This is a genomic window from Tardiphaga sp. 172_B4_N1_3, assembly GCF_052076035.1.
GTDB classification, from domain to species: Bacteria; Pseudomonadota; Alphaproteobacteria; order Rhizobiales; family Xanthobacteraceae; genus Tardiphaga; species Tardiphaga robiniae.
The window spans coordinates 4,889,105-4,903,360 of sequence record NZ_CP197238.1; the positions used below are offsets into that span (position 1 = coordinate 4,889,105).

General features: G+C 62.3%; 15 protein-coding genes. 8 read left to right on the forward strand and 7 right to left on the reverse strand.

Features of this window, described 5'->3' with window-relative positions; all coding sequences use genetic code 11:
* Positions 1–23: 23 nt before the first annotated feature.
* The 3 genes from hslU to hslV are packed head-to-tail and all read right to left on the reverse strand — an operon-like array spanning position 24 to position 2,547.
* Positions 24–1,325: an ATP-dependent protease ATPase subunit HslU gene (hslU, locus tag AB7783_RS23140; RefSeq protein ID WP_093757810.1), complete on the reverse strand. Its 1,302-nt coding sequence runs from the start codon at positions 1,323–1,325 to the stop codon at positions 24–26.
* A gap of 41 nt (positions 1,326–1,366) precedes the next feature.
* Positions 1,367–1,978 carry a DUF2585 domain-containing protein gene (locus AB7783_RS23145; protein WP_441278890.1) on the reverse strand — a complete coding sequence of 204 codons (612 nt, stop codon included), beginning with the start codon at positions 1,976–1,978 and terminating at the stop codon, positions 1,367–1,369.
* Positions 1,975–2,547, reverse strand: coding sequence for an ATP-dependent protease subunit HslV (hslV, locus tag AB7783_RS23150; RefSeq protein ID WP_068730238.1), 573 nt, complete (start codon positions 2,545–2,547; stop codon positions 1,975–1,977). The genes AB7783_RS23145 and hslV overlap by 4 nt, the downstream gene beginning before the upstream one ends.
* A gap of 201 nt (positions 2,548–2,748) precedes the next feature.
* Here hslV and hisB point away from each other — a divergent pair, with 201 nt between their 5' ends.
* From hisB to coaA, 7 genes are read left to right on the forward strand one after another with little or no spacing between them, the layout of a single operon-like run.
* Entirely contained in the window at positions 2,749–3,342 is a 594-nt protein-coding gene (gene hisB / locus AB7783_RS23155) for an imidazoleglycerol-phosphate dehydratase HisB (RefSeq protein WP_089263102.1), read from the forward strand.
* 31 nt (positions 3,343–3,373) lie between these two features.
* Entirely contained in the window at positions 3,374–3,904 is a 531-nt protein-coding gene (locus AB7783_RS23160; RefSeq protein WP_089263100.1) for a DUF2628 domain-containing protein, read from the forward strand.
* Positions 3,901–4,551, forward strand: coding sequence for an imidazole glycerol phosphate synthase subunit HisH (hisH, locus tag AB7783_RS23165; RefSeq protein WP_441278891.1), 651 nt, complete (start codon positions 3,901–3,903; stop codon positions 4,549–4,551). Before AB7783_RS23160 ends, hisH begins: the two co-directional genes overlap by 4 nt.
* The gene (gene hisA, locus AB7783_RS23170; RefSeq protein WP_120288087.1) at positions 4,548–5,279 is read left to right on the forward strand and encodes a 1-(5-phosphoribosyl)-5-[(5-phosphoribosylamino)methylideneamino]imidazole-4-carboxamide isomerase; all 732 of its coding nucleotides are present in this window, start codon (positions 4,548–4,550) and stop codon (positions 5,277–5,279) included. Before hisH ends, hisA begins: the two co-directional genes overlap by 4 nt.
* Before the next feature lie 10 nt (positions 5,280–5,289).
* Complete coding sequence (gene hisF, locus AB7783_RS23175; protein ID WP_068730242.1) at positions 5,290–6,051, forward strand: imidazole glycerol phosphate synthase subunit HisF; 762 nt, start codon at positions 5,290–5,292, stop codon at positions 6,049–6,051.
* Between the two features lie 48 nt (positions 6,052–6,099).
* Complete coding sequence (locus AB7783_RS23180) at positions 6,100–6,420, forward strand: phosphoribosyl-ATP diphosphatase (protein ID WP_089263096.1); 321 nt, start codon at positions 6,100–6,102, stop codon at positions 6,418–6,420.
* A gap of 28 nt (positions 6,421–6,448) precedes the next feature.
* Complete coding sequence (coaA, locus tag AB7783_RS23185; RefSeq protein ID WP_089263094.1) at positions 6,449–7,402, forward strand: type I pantothenate kinase; 954 nt, start codon at positions 6,449–6,451, stop codon at positions 7,400–7,402.
* 4 nt (positions 7,403–7,406) lie between these two features.
* On the opposite strand, the gene AB7783_RS23190 is transcribed toward coaA, so the two are convergent.
* The 4 genes from AB7783_RS23190 to AB7783_RS23205 form a co-directional block, all read right to left on the reverse strand.
* Positions 7,407–8,357: a GNAT family N-acetyltransferase gene (locus AB7783_RS23190; protein WP_441279754.1), complete on the reverse strand. Its 951-nt coding sequence runs from the start codon at positions 8,355–8,357 to the stop codon at positions 7,407–7,409.
* Positions 8,358–8,495: 138 nt separating this feature from the next.
* Entirely contained in the window at positions 8,496–10,742 is a 2,247-nt protein-coding gene (locus tag AB7783_RS23195; RefSeq protein WP_441278892.1) for an ATP-binding protein, read from the reverse strand.
* Between the two features lie 175 nt (positions 10,743–10,917).
* The gene (locus AB7783_RS23200) at positions 10,918–11,388 is read right to left on the reverse strand and encodes a hypothetical protein (RefSeq protein WP_309941494.1); all 471 of its coding nucleotides are present in this window, start codon (positions 11,386–11,388) and stop codon (positions 10,918–10,920) included.
* Positions 11,389–11,494: 106 nt separating this feature from the next.
* On the reverse strand, positions 11,495–13,033 hold the full coding sequence (locus tag AB7783_RS23205; protein ID WP_441278893.1) for a YifB family Mg chelatase-like AAA ATPase: 1,539 nt from the start codon (positions 13,031–13,033) through the stop codon (positions 11,495–11,497).
* 182 nt (positions 13,034–13,215) lie between these two features.
* On the opposite strand from AB7783_RS23205, the gene AB7783_RS23210 reads away from it, so the two are divergent.
* A complete protein-coding gene (locus tag AB7783_RS23210; protein ID WP_441278894.1) occupies positions 13,216–14,250 on the forward strand; it encodes a diguanylate cyclase domain-containing protein in 1,035 nt (344 codons plus the stop codon).
* Positions 14,251–14,256: the final 6 nt, after the last annotated feature.

Here is a 14,256-nt window from a genome sequence, read left to right on the forward strand (position 1 = left end):
GAGCGAGAGGTCGGTGCTTCGTCTCACAAAATAAACCGGCTCAGATCCGAATTCTTCGCCAGATCCCCCACATGCTTCTGCACATAGGCGGCATCGATTCGGACGGTCTCGCCGTTGCGATCGGGCGCAGCGAAGGAAATCTCGTCGAGCACGCGCTCCATCACCGTCTGCAATCGTCGTGCGCCGATATTCTCGACGGTTGAATTCACGGCAACGGCAACATCGGCCAGTGCATCGATGGCATCATCTGCAAACTCAAGCGTCACGCCTTCGGTCTGCAATAGTGCCACATACTGCTTGATCAGCGAAGCCTCTGGCTCGGTGAGAATGCGGCGCATGTCATCACGGGTCAGCGCATTGAGCTCGACGCGGATCGGCAGGCGGCCTTGCAATTCTGGTAACAAGTCGCTCGGCTTCGCGATGTGGAACGCGCCGGATGCGATGAACAGAATATGGTCGGTCTTCACCGCGCCATGCTTGGTGGAGACGGTGGTGCCTTCGATCAGCGGCAGCAGGTCGCGTTGCACGCCTTCGCGCGAGACTTCGCCGCCGCTGCGCCCATCACGCACGCAGATCTTGTCGATCTCGTCGAGGAACACGATGCCGTTGTTCTCGACGACTGAAATCGCTTCCTGCACGAGCGCGTCGCTGTCGAGCAGCTTGTCGGCTTCCTCATTCACCAGCGGCTCATGCGCATCTTCCACCCGCAGGCGGCGCGTCTTGGTGCCCTTCCCCATCTTGCCGAAGATATCGCCAATCGAGATCGCGCCCATCTGCGCGCCGGGCATGCCCGGGATTTCGAACATCGAGGGGCCGCCGGAGGACTGAACCTCGATCTCGATTTCCTTGTCGTTGAGCTCGCCGGTGCGAAGTTTCTTGCGGAACGACTCTTTCGTTGCTGCGCTCGCGGTGGCGCCGACCAGCGCGTCGACCACGCGATCCTCGGCGGCGAGCTGAGCGCGTGCCTGGACGTCCTTGCGCTTGCGCTCGCGGGTTAGCGAGATCGCGACCTCGACGAGGTCCCTGATGATCTGCTCGACGTCGCGGCCGACATAGCCGACCTCAGTGAACTTGGTCGCTTCGACCTTGATGAACGGCGCGCCAGCGAGCTTCGCCAGCCGCCGTGCGATCTCGGTCTTGCCGACGCCGGTGGGGCCGATCATCAGGATGTTCTTTGGCAGCACTTCCTCGCGGAGCGATCCGGTCAGTTGCAGGCGCCGCCAACGATTGCGCAGCGCGATCGATACCGCGCGCTTGGCGTCGTGCTGGCCGACGATGAACCGGTCGAGTTCGCTTACGATTTCGCGGGGAGAAAAGTCGGTCATGTCACTCTACGTAAGTTGAGAAGGGCGTGGGGACAAGCGGATCAGATAATGGGTGGGCCGGCCTGCCAGGTTCGGATCGCTTCGAATGGATGAATCAACATGATCACGTTCAAAGAGAGATTGTCGCGAATGTGCAGGCCGACCAGAATCTCGAACAGAAGCGCGATCGCGACGGTCGCGGCGACCGGCAGCTTCCGCGCCAGGATGAAGCCCGTGATCATCGACAGTGTATCAGCCAGCGAATTGACGATGCTGTCGCCGAAATAATCCAGCGACATCGTACCCGCGCGATAGCGTTCGATGATCCAGCTCGAATTCTCCAGCAGCTCCCAGCCGCCTTCAATGAGCATGGCGACGATCAGCCGCGCGATCCAGGGCAGTCGTGGAAACAGCAGCCAGGTGGCGGCGTAAAACAGGAAGCCATGGATGATGTGAGAGAATGTGTACCAGTCGGAGAGGTGCTGTGAATTCTCCGAACTCAGCACCACGCCATGCCACAGCTTCACGTAGCCACAGGCGCAGATCGGCAATCGCCCCATCGCATAAAGAAGAGTCGCCTGCAGGGCGAGCAGGCCGAGCGCGATGACGACGCCCTGCTTGACCGAGAGGTCGCTGACGGACGACGCGCGGGTATTGTGACCCGCGGCGGTCATGCCTCCAGCATTTCCAGCGTCACGTTCCGGTTGGTGTAGACGCAGATATCGGCGGCGATATCGAGCGACTTGCGCACGATGGTCTCGGCATCCTGATCGGTATCGACCAGCGCCCGCGCCGCAGCCAGTGCGTAATTGCCGCCGGAGCCGATGGCCATCACGCCGGCTTCCGGCTCGAGCACGTCGCCGGTGCCGGTCAGTACCAGCGAGACGTCCTTGTCGGCGACGATCATCATGGCTTCCAGCCGGCGCAGATAGCGGTCGGTGCGCCAGTCCTTGGCGAGTTCGACGGCCGCCCGGGTCAATTGGCCGGGATACTGTTCCAATTTGGCTTCCAGCCGCTCGAATAGGGTGAAGGCGTCCGCCGTGGCGCCGGCAAAGCCGCCGATCACGTCGCCCTTGCCCAGTTTACGGACCTTTTTGGCGTTGGATTTGATGACCGTCTGGCCAATCGAGACCTGGCCGTCGCCACCGATCACGACTTTACCGCCCTTGCGGACGGTCAGGATGGTGGTGCCGTGCCAGACCGGAGACGATCCGTCATGGGAGGCCGAATAGGATGCGTTCATGGAAACCCTCTTGAGCGCCTGATCTAGGCACGGATACCGGCCGTTGCAAATCCGGCGAGGAAGCATGGGCCAGCGGCCGATGCGCGCGGATTCCGGTCACCATAGGCGTAAAGATCGGTCCGGAATCGGCTCTCCCGCGGTAGCGAAGGTGTCATCTCCCTGTTAAAAGGGCGCGTTTTCAGCAGGCGGAGAGGCGTTTTCATGCGCACGGCGACGATCAAGCGCAAGACCAAGGAAACCGATATCGAGGTCTCCGTGAACCTCGACGGTACCGGCGTATCCAAATCGACCACCGGAATCGGCTTCTTCGACCATATGCTCGATCTGCTCGCCCGCCATTCCCGCATCGACGTCACCGTGAAAGCGGTCGGCGACCTTCATGTCGATTTCCATCATACGGTGGAGGATGTCGGTATCGCGCTTGGCCAGGCGGTCAAGCAGGCACTTGGCGACATGGCCGGGATCACCCGCTATGCCTCGGTCTATATGCCGATGGACGAGACCCTGACCCGGGTGGCGCTGGATATTTCCGGCCGGCCGGTGCTGGTGTTCAAGTCCACCTTCCCGACCCACAAGATCGGCGAATTCGACACCGAGCTGGTGCGCGAGTGGTTCAACGCCTTTGCCGGCAATGCGGGCGTGACTTTGCACGTCGAAACCCTATATGGCGAGAACAGCCATCACATTGCCGAATCCTGCTTCAAGGGTCTGGCGCGGGCACTGCGGGCGGGTGTTGCGATCGATCCGCGCAATGCCGGCGAAGTGCCATCCACCAAGGGTCAGCTCGGCGGCTGATCGGCCTCTACGGTTTCGGGCGGAGTTTGCCATGCCGGTCTACACAGTTCACGCACCTCGCGGTGCCGGCCCTGAGCCGTTTGCGGCAACGGACAAGTTCGAGTTCGTGCGCGATGGATTCCATTTCTGGGCGTTCGTCGCCGGCCTGATCTGGCTGATCTATCATCGGCTGTGGTGGGCACTGCTCGGCTATGTCGTGCTGTCGATCGCCGGCGAAGTCGCGCTGTCGATGTTGAAGGTCGATCTCGGCGCCCGTTTCGTCGTGATGCTGCTGTTCGCGCTGCTGATGGGCTTCGAGGCGGCCAGCCTGCGCCGCTGGACGCTGTCGCGCGGCAAGTGGCGTCAGCTCGATGTGGTCGTCGCCGATAACAAGGATGCCGCCGAGCGTCGCTTCTTCGATCGCTGGACCGCGCAGCACAACGCAGTCAACGATCAGTGGGCGAGCGATCGCGGCGGTCCGCCGCCGACCCGTCACGTTCCCAGCCAGTCTTTCTCACGTCCGCCGTCTCCGGCGCAAAACGACATCATCGGGTTATTCCCGCAACCGGGAGTGACACGGTGAGCGTTGCCATTATCGATTACGGCTCGGGCAACCTGCACTCCGCAGCGAAAGCGTTCGAGCGCGCCGCGCGCAGCATGGATGTGCCGGAGAAAATCATCGTCACGCGCGATCCCGAAACGGTATTTCGCGCCGATCGCATCGTGCTGCCCGGCGTCGGCGCTTTCGCGGATTGCCGCAAGGGACTGGATTCGCTGGACGGCATGGTCGAGGCGATGACCGAAGCGGTGCGCGACAAGGCGCGCCCCTTCTTCGGCATCTGCGTCGGCATGCAGCTGATGGCGACCAAGGGCAAGGAACACGTCACGACCGACGGGCTGGGCTGGATTGCCGGCGATGTCGAGAAGATCACGCCGCGCGAAGAGAATCTCAAGATCCCGCATATGGGCTGGAACACGCTCGACATGGTGCGTGAGCACGCGGTGTTGGAGCGCCTGCCGCTTGGGCCGAAGGGTCGCCACGCCTATTTCGTGCACTCCTATCACCTGAATGCGGTCAACGAGGCCGATGTGCTGGCGCGCGCCGATTACGGCGGTCCTATCACTGCCATCGTCGGCAAGGACACCGCGATCGGTACGCAATTTCATCCCGAAAAGAGCCAGCGTTTCGGGCTGGCTCTGATTTCGAACTTTCTGAAGTGGAAGCCGTGATTCTCTTTCCCGCCATCGATCTGAAAAACGGCCAGTGCGTTCGCCTTGAGCAGGGCGACATGGCGCGCGCCACTGTGTTCAACCTCGATCCCGCCGCACAGGCGCGCGACTTCGAGACTCAAGGCTTCGAATATCTTCATGTCGTCGATCTCGATGGCGCCTTTGCAGGCAAGCCGGTGAATGCGCAGGCCGTAGAATCGATGCTGAAGGTCATCAAGATGCCAGTGCAGCTCGGCGGCGGCATTCGCGATCTCAAGACGGTGGAAGCCTGGCTTTCCAAAGGTATCACCCGCGTCATCATCGGCACGGCTGCGGTGCGCGATCCCGCGCTCGTGAAGGAAGCCGCGAAGAAATTCCCCGGCAAGGTGGCCGTCGGCCTCGATGCGCGCGACGGCAAGGTTGCCGTTGAGGGCTGGGCTGAGACCTCGACCGTCACTGCACTGGAAATCGCGCAGCGTTTTGAAGATGCTGGCGTCGCCGCCATCATCTTCACCGATATCGCGCGCGACGGTTTGCTCAAGGGTATCAATTGGGATGCGACGATTGCGCTGGCAGATTCGATTTCAATTCCGGTGATCGCCTCGGGCGGTCTCGCCTCCATCGATGATATCAAGGCCATGCTTGAGCCACGTGCTGCGAAGCTCGAAGGCGCGATCTCCGGCCGTGCGCTGTATGACGGGCGGATTGATCCGGCCGAGGCGCTGAAGCTCATCAAGCAGGCGGCATAAGGACCGAGCCATGTTCAAAGTCCGCGTCATCCCCTGCCTCGACGTCAAGGATGGACGCGTGGTGAAGGGCGTCAACTTCGTCGACCTGCGCGATGCCGGCGATCCCGTAGAGGCTGCGATCGCCTATGACGCCGCTGGCGCCGACGAGCTCACTTTCCTCGATATCAACGCTACCCACGAAAACCGCGGCACCATGATGGATGTGGTGCGTCGCACCGCTGAAGCCTGCTTCATGCCGCTCACGGTCGGCGGTGGGGTGCGTACGGTGGACGATATCAAGACGCTGCTGCGCGCCGGTGCCGACAAGGTCTCGATCAATTCGGCCGCGGTGGCCAATCGCCAGTTCGTCAAGGAAGCCGCCGAGAAGTTCGGCGATCAGTGCATCGTGGTGGCGATCGACGCCAAACGGTCCGGCTCGCGCTGGGAGATCTTTACCCATGGCGGCCGCAAGTCGACTGGCATCGATGCGATCGAGTTTGCCCAGGAAGTCGTGTCATTGGGCGCGGGTGAAATCCTGCTCACCTCGATGGATCGCGACGGCACCCGCTCCGGCTTCGATATCGAACTGACCCGGGCCATCGCCGACAGCGTCGGCGTACCGGTGATCGCTTCGGGCGGCGTCGGCAATCTCGATCATCTGGTCGAAGGTATCAGGAGCGGCCACGCCACCGCGGTGCTGGCGGCCTCGATTTTTCACTTCGGGGAATTTACCATTCGCGAGGCCAAGGAGCATATGGTCCGGGCCGGACTGCCGATGCGGCTCGACCCCTAGGTCAATCTCTGGCAGGAGTCTGCGCTGCCCAGCCAACAAGGCGTCGAAATGGCTTTTACGCTTCACGATCTCGCCGACACCATCGACGCCCGCGCGGCGGCGGGTGGCGACGCGTCCTATACCCGCAAGCTGCTCGACAAGGGCGCCGAGCATTGCGCCAAGAAATTCGGCGAGGAAGCGGTCGAGACCGTGATCGCGGCGGTTGAGAACGATCGCACCAATCTGATCAATGAAAGTGCCGACCTGCTGTTTCATCTGCTGGTGCTGCTGAAAGCGCGCGGCGTGACGATTCAGGAGGTCGAGGCGGCGCTCGGTCAGCGCACGTCGCAATCCGGACTGCAAGAGAAAGCGTCGCGCAAGAGCGAGTAACAGCGTCGATCACAACGGGGACCGCTTCATGGATATGCGGGCAGACCAACAATACAATCCCTATCGGAATTTCTCGCGGGAGCAGTGGGCCAAGCTGCGCGACGATACGCCGATGACGCTGGAGGCCGGCGAGATCGCCGCCCTGCGTTCGATGTATGATCGCCTCGATCTACGCGAGGTCGAAGAGATTTACCTGCCGCTGTCCCGCCTGCTTTCGATCTATGTCACGGCGACACAACGTCTGTATTACGCGCAGCGCAAGTTCCTCGGCATCGAGGATCGCAAGATGCCCTATATCATCGGCGTCGCCGGGTCGGTGGCTGTCGGCAAGTCGACCACCGCTCGCGTGCTGCAGGCACTGCTCGCAAGATGGTCGCCGCGGCCCAAGGTCGATCTCGTCACCACCGACGGCTTTCTCTATCCGAATGCGGTGCTTGAGCGCGAAGGCATCATGCAGAAGAAAGGCTTTCCCGAAAGCTACGATCTGCCAACGCTGCTACAGTTTCTCAGTGACATCAAAGCCGGCCGCAATGCCGTCCGCGCGCCTGTGTATTCGCATCTCACTTACGACGTGGTCCCAAACAAGTGGGTCGAGGTCGATCAGCCCGACATCCTGATCGTCGAAGGCGTCAATGTGCTACAGACCGGCCGCCTCCCGCGCGACGGCAAGGCGGTGCCTGTGGTCTCCGACTTCTTTGACTTCTCCGTCTATATCGACGCCGATGAGCCGGTACTGCGCGACTGGTATGTGAGACGGTTTCTGGCGCTGCGCGACACCGCATTCCACGATCCGCGATCCTATTTCAATCGCTACGCATTGCTGTCGGATGAAGAAGCCACCGCGACGGCGCTGGCGATCTGGGAGCGCACCAACCTCGCCAATCTCGAAGACAACATCCTGCCGACGCGGCCGCGTGCGACGCTGATCCTTAAAAAGGGCGCGGATCACGTGGTGGAAAACGTCGCGCTGCGTCGCCTCTAAGCGATTAAGCCGCGTGGCGTGAGGTGTCCGTGCTGAAATGCTCGATATAGCGTGCGCCGATCGACGTCACCGGCATCACGATCAGAACGTCGGTGGTGCCGAACTGATGATCGATCACGGCGCCGTCGCCGATCATGGCGCCGATCCGTAGATAGCCTTTGATCAGCGGCGGTAGCGCACGAAGCGCCGCCTTGGTGTCGATGGCATCCGCGGCCATCCGGTTCATCTCGACATAGCGCGACGGATGCGCGCGGGCGCGCCAGGCCTCGGGGGCACGCGCATTGTGGTGCAGGAACGACAGCGGCAGCGCGAGGCGATCCGGATCGGTGCCTTCAAAGCTGGCGCAGCCGATCATGACGTCGAACTTGTTCTGCCGCACATAGCTCCAGATGCCCTGCCACAGCAATTCGACGGTACGCTTGTTGCGGTAGCGCGGCAGCACGCAGGAGCGGCCGAGTTCAAGAAAGCGCAGACCGGCATGGCGCTCGATCATCCCCGACAAATCGAATTCGCTGTCGGTATAGAAACCCCCGTTCTGCATGGCCGCCTCATGGCGTAGCAGACGATAGGTACCGACCACCGGCTGCTTGCCGGACAGTGTGGGCTTTGCATCGTGATCGACGACGAGAAGGTGATCGCAGATCTTGTCGAATGCATCCTTGTCGCGGCGTGCCAGCATAGTGGCGGCGTCGGCGATCGCGGTGCCGTCCTTGTAGAATACCTTGTAGCGCAGACGCTGCGCGCGCTTCACGTCGCGCTTGTCCTGCGCGAGGCGAACTTCGAGCGGACCCATCCGGCCTAACGAATTCGTGGCGACCGGAATGCCGTTGGCGGGATGGAGATGCAGCGGCGGCTTGAACCAGGTGATCGCCGTCTGCGCGGCGGCGCTCATGTTCTGGGGCCGCAACATCTGCATGAAACCCTGCTTCGGTCGCACCAGTTCGTTGCCGTGCATGGCCATCCCCAACTCAATCGCCTTGTGCCGCAGGCATCACGCGAATCATCGATGCGGCTTATCCGCACCAGACATCACGGGCGCTCAACAGCCGTGTGACGGGCGTGTTGCGGGGGTGTGACAGCGAAGGTGGAGCTGCTAGGCGGCGACGTGCCGCATCTTGGCGAGTCCCTTGAGGGCTTCCGCGAGCTTGTCGCGGTCCAGCGGCTTCATCAGGAAGCCGTCCATGCCGGCCTCGAAACAGGCATAGCGATCTTCGACCAGTGCATTCGCTGTGAGGGCCAGGATCGGGGTACGCCTGACGCGTTGACCGGCCTCGCGCGCGCGAATGCGTTTGGTGGTCTCGATGCCGTCGAGCTTCGGCATTTGGATATCCATCAGGACGAGGTCATAGGGCGTGCCTGCGGAGTCGGAGGCGAGCCAGGATTCCAGTGCCTCTTCGCCATTGGTGGTCACGACCGGCTTGTGGCCAAGCCGCGTCAGCAACGAGCGCATCAGTAGCGCGTTGATCTCGTTGTCTTCGGCGACCAGGATCGAGAGGCTGGGTGCCATCGCCGCCGTTGGTTCCGGTGTGGCCGGATCGCGATCCAACAGATCATCGGCGGCGATCGTCGGTGAGTCCGTCTGTAATGTCAGGCGCGCGGCAAGCGAGGCCGCACGCAGTGGCTTCACCAGATAGCCGGTAAACGCACTCGGCGTCGCGGGCTGCAATTCATGGCGCATCGCAGGCGTGAACAGCACGATCCGTCGCAGCGCATGCGGAATTGCGGTGTCCGCGAGGTGCTCGGCAGCGTCAGCACCAAGGGCGCGATCGATCATGACGGCATGCCACGACCGTTCGGGTAGCAGGGCTTGCGCGACGGCAATATCGGACACGGTGCAAGTCTGTGCCCCCCAGCGCCCGAGCCGCAGGGCCGTCAGTGAGGCTTCGATGGTCTGCGGCGCCACCAGCATTACCGAAAGGCCCGTGAGATCCGGTGGCACGAAGGTCGCGGTGCCGCTGTCGGAAGCGGCGAGCGGGATAGACACTTCGAATGTCGAGCCGGCACCGAGCGTGCTCTGCAGCGTGATGCGGCCGTTCATGCGCTTGACGATGCGCTCGCTGATGCTGAGGCCAAGACCCGTTCCGCCATAATGGCGCGCGGTGCCCTCGTCTGCCTGTTCGAATTCGCGGAAGATGCGCTGCTGCGCATCCGGCGCGATGCCGATGCCGGTGTCACGCACCAGGAAAGAGACTTCGTTCGGCCAGATGCCGGGCTCGACGATCAGCGCTACGCCGCCGGTCGCTGTGAACTTGATGGCATTGCCGGCGAGATTGAGCAGCACCTGGCGCAGGCGCGCCGCATCGCCCATCACTGTCAGCGGCAATCGCTCATCGACATAGGCCGCGATTTCGAGATTGCGTGCCTGCGCGCGCGGCGCCAGCAATTCGGTGATGTCCTCGATCAATCCGGCTAGTGCAAAGGGGCGATGTTCCAGATCGATCTTGCCGGCCTCGATCTTGGAGTAATCCAGCAGCTCCTCGATCAGCGACAGCAGCGCATCGCCGGAGGTCTTCACGGCCTTGGCGTAAGTGGTCTGTTCGGGTGTCAGCGGCGTATCGAGCAGCAAGCCGCTCATGCCGAGAATGCCGTTCAGCGGCGTGCGGATTTCATGCGACGCCATCGCGAGGAACCGCGACTTGGCGCGGTTGGCGGCATTGGCATGATCACGGGCTTCACCGAGGGCGCGCTCGGTCTGGGTGCGGTCGGTGACATCGCGACCCACGCATTGCAACTCGGCGGGCTGGCCCGCATCGATGCGCACCAGACCTTCGCGCCAGGCGATCCAGCGCGGACCGGTCGCCGTGGCGATCTTCTGATCGTGCATGCTGGTGCCGTTCGACTCGTTGGCGATATCGCCCTGCTCCAGCAGCGTGAGTTCGAAGTGGCTGCCGATCAATGCTTCGCGCGATTGTTCCGCCAGCGCACAATAGGCATCGTTGACGAAGGTGATGCAGCCTTCGCTGTTGCGGATCACGATCAGGTCGCCCTGCGCTTCGAACAGGCTGCGCGCGCGCTCTTCGGCTTCCTTCAATTCCCAGTTCCGGTCGACCAGGGCTTCGTTATGCGCAGCCAGTTTGCGCATCCGTTTGCCCATGAAGCGCATGCGGATACTCATGGTGGCCAGGGCGACGCAGGCCAGCGCGAACAGGAAGCTGGCGCCGATCGCAAAAGCGTGCGGGTCGTAACCTGAGTCTTTCGAGGTCGAACCTGAGATGAAACCATAGGCGCCACCGAAGGCAGCCGAGAACATCACGAAGGAGCGGATGACAAAAGCAAGCCACGGAAAACGGCGCGCGAAGCGGCGGAAGTAGATCTTGATCCGGAAGACACCTTTCGCCACAGATCAGCACTCCGGCTTGGTCACATCATGGCTCGCGATTGCACGCGAATACAGGCCGCGATCAGGCGATCGCAGATCTCAGAAACAATGCGGGTATGTTGTTGCCAAGTGCTTGCACGGTGGCAGTTTTGAATTTGCCCGCGCAGACATGGTTGATGAAGCGTTAATGCGCAGCCTAGAGGCTGGCCGCTGCCATCCGCGCCGGGCTCCGGCTGTGGGCGCTGACGATCAGCGCTGCGGCATCGCGCGCCGTGAAGCTGCGAGATTTCACGAAGATCCGGTAGTCGGCGTCGCCCTGTTCCGACAGATAGATGACGGGCTCTGATGTTACCGATGTGTCGGCGATGCCGATGAAGCGCGTCGCAGCGGTGACGGGACAAGCGTCCGGTTCCGCCGCATCGACATCATCAAGTACGACGAAGTCGGCAATCTCGGCGCTATCGACGATCTGCACACGGACGGTTGCCTGCAAGGGATCGCTGGTGAAGCTGACATGCGATTGCGCCTGCCAGGGCATGGTGGCGATCTGGACGCTGGTCTCACCGGTGGAGATGCAGGGATGCGTGCCGGCTACGAGATCGCCACGGGCGAGAAATGCCGCGAGTACCAGAGGAATCGTCGAGGCTAAAATCTTGAAACGCAGCATGACACGATACTCGCCCTGGCCCCGTAACGCGGGGTTATGGTGAGCAGAGCGTAAACAAAACTCGTTACTATCGCGTTGACGTCCACATCAGGGGCGTTGCCGAAATTCACGCGGCGCGGCGAATGTCCTCCGCCAGCGCGCGGTAAGACAACGCTTCGGCCAGATGCAGCCGCCCGATTTTCTCGGCGCCGTCGAGATCCGCCAGCGTCCGCGCCACGCGCAGCACGCGGTGATAGCCGCGCGCGGTCAGTCGCATCGTTTCGGCGGCATCGCGCAACAATGTCAGTCCCTGGGCATCCGGCTGCGCTACCGTTTCCAGCACAGAGGCCGGCGCGGAGGCATTGGTATGTGTGCCCGGCAATCCCGCCGCCGCATAGCGCATGGTCTGCAGATCGCGCGCGGCGGCGACACGCGCCGCGACTTCGGCGGAACCTTCCGACGGTGGCGGCAGAATGAGATCCGCCGCGGTCACCGCCGGGACTTCGATGCGCAGATCGATGCGGTCCATCAAGGGGCCCGAGATGCGCGCCTGATAATCCGAGGTGCAACGATCGATGCGGCCGCGCTTGCAGGAGAAGCCCGGCTCGAACGCGTGACCGCAACGGCATGGATTCATCGCAGCGACCAGCATAAAGCGCGCGGGATAGGTGACGCGGTGATTGGCGCGCGAGACCGCCACCTCGCCATTCTCAAGCGGCGCGCGCAGCGAATCCAGCACGCGCGGATCGAACTCCGGCAGTTCGTCGAGAAACAGCACGCCTTGATGCGCCAGCGAAATCTCGCCCGGCCGCGCGCGCAACCCGCCCCCGGTGAGTGCGGCCATGCTGGCAGAATGATGCGGTGCGCGGAACGGCCGGCGTGAGGTGAGTGCGCCGTCCTTGATCTCGCCGGCCACCGACGCAATCATCGAGACTTCGAGGAGCTCCGCCGGCGATAGTGGCGGCAGGATCGACGGGAGCCGTGCCGCCAGCATGGATTTGCCTGATCCTGGACTCCCTGCCATCAGCAGGTGATGGCCGCCCGCGGCAGCGATCTCCAGCGCGCGCTTGGCGCTTTCCTGTCCCTTGATGTCGCGCAGATCCAGCAGCGTTTCCTCACGCGCATGTATCTTCGGCTGCGGCCGCGACAGAACCTGCGTGCCCTTAAAGTGATTGGCGATCTGGATCAGCGACGTCGCGGCGATGATCTGAATGTCCGGGCTGGCCCAGGCGGCTTCTGCCCCGCAGTCCGCCGGACAGATCAATCCTTCGTCGCGCGCATTGGCGCCGATCGCGGCCGGCAGTACGCCGGCCACGGGAGCGAGCGAACCATCGAGACCGAGTTCGCCGAGTACGGTAAAACCCGCCAATGCATCCGGCGGAATCGCGCCGATCGCGGCCATCAATCCCAGCGCGATCGGCAGATCGTAATGGCTGCCTTCCTTGGGTAAGTCAGCGGGCGCGAGATTGACGATGATCCGCCGTGCCGGCAGCGCCAGACCCGAGGCGACCAGCGCGGCACGGACCCGTTCGCGCGCTTCGGATACTGCCTTGTCGGGCAGGCCGACGATCAGGAAATTCGGCAGGCCGGGCACGACCTGAACCTGCACGTCGACCGCGCGGGCCTCGATCCCCTCAAAGGCTACGGTGGAAACCCGTTGAACCATGCCGCCCTCATTTGAGAGGAGAGCGTAACCTAAGGTTGCTTATACTTCAAGAACAATCAGTGAACGAAATGTAGCGGTAAAGTATGCTGGTTTTGGCTGAAGTCGGCCATTGGCGTAGAAAATCTTAAACACGTCATGCAAAGCATCCTATGAGCTTCGAGACGAAGACTGGGTGCCCGCAGATGTCAGATCGCTTGTCGATGCCGCCAGACGCTCCGGATGACGCCGACCTGATCGCTGCGCTGAAGGCGCAGATCGAAGCTCAGCAGGCCATCATCGATCAACAGGCTGCTTCGCTGGCGCATAGCCGGAAGATATTCGATCGCTCCTCGGCGGCAGCGCGAATCGGCGTCTGGGAATGCGACCTCTCCGATGAATCGCTGGTCTGGACCGATGTCGTCTATGACATCTTCGATCTACCGCGTGGCTCGACGCCGATTCGCGAGGAGGCGCTCGCCTGTTATCCCGAAGAATCCGTCAGGGAACTGACGAAGCAGCGCAGCAAGGCCATCGAGGATCGCACGGGCTTCAGTCTCGATGCGGAGATCATCACCTTCAAGGGCAACCGGCGCTGGATCAGGATCACGGCCACTGCCGAGTCGGTCGACGGCGTTGCCGTCCGCATTTTCGGCATGAAGCAAGACATCACCGAAGAGAAAATTCTGGCGGATCGCAATCGCTATCTCGCCGAATTCGATACGCTGACCGGCCTCGCCAATCGCAGCCAGTTTCAAACCAAGCTGTCGCTCTTCGATGCGGCGTCGGCCATCAAGGTGAAGCCGTTCGGCGCGCTGCTGTTGATCGATCTCGATGAATTCAAGCCGGTCAATGACTGTTTCGGCCACGCCGCCGGCGATGCCTGCCTGACCGTCGTTGCAAATCGAATTCGCAACATCTGTGCCGGTGCGGAACTGGTCGCACGACTCGGCGGTGACGAATTCGCGGTTCTGCTGGGGCCTCACGCGGAATTCGAGGAAGCCTCGGAGACGGCGCGCGCCATTGTCACGCAGCTAGGCCTGCCCATCGATCATCGTGGGCAACAGTTGCGCGTCGGTGCATCGGTCGGCATCGCGCTGGCCGATAACTGCACGTCATCGCAATTCGCAGCCATGGCCGATTCGGCGCTCTATGCGGCGAAGGATGCCGGACGTGGCACGTTCCGGATCTACAAACGCGGAGCGGAGAGACGTCCGAGGGACGCCTCATCCGCGGCGTGAGGATAA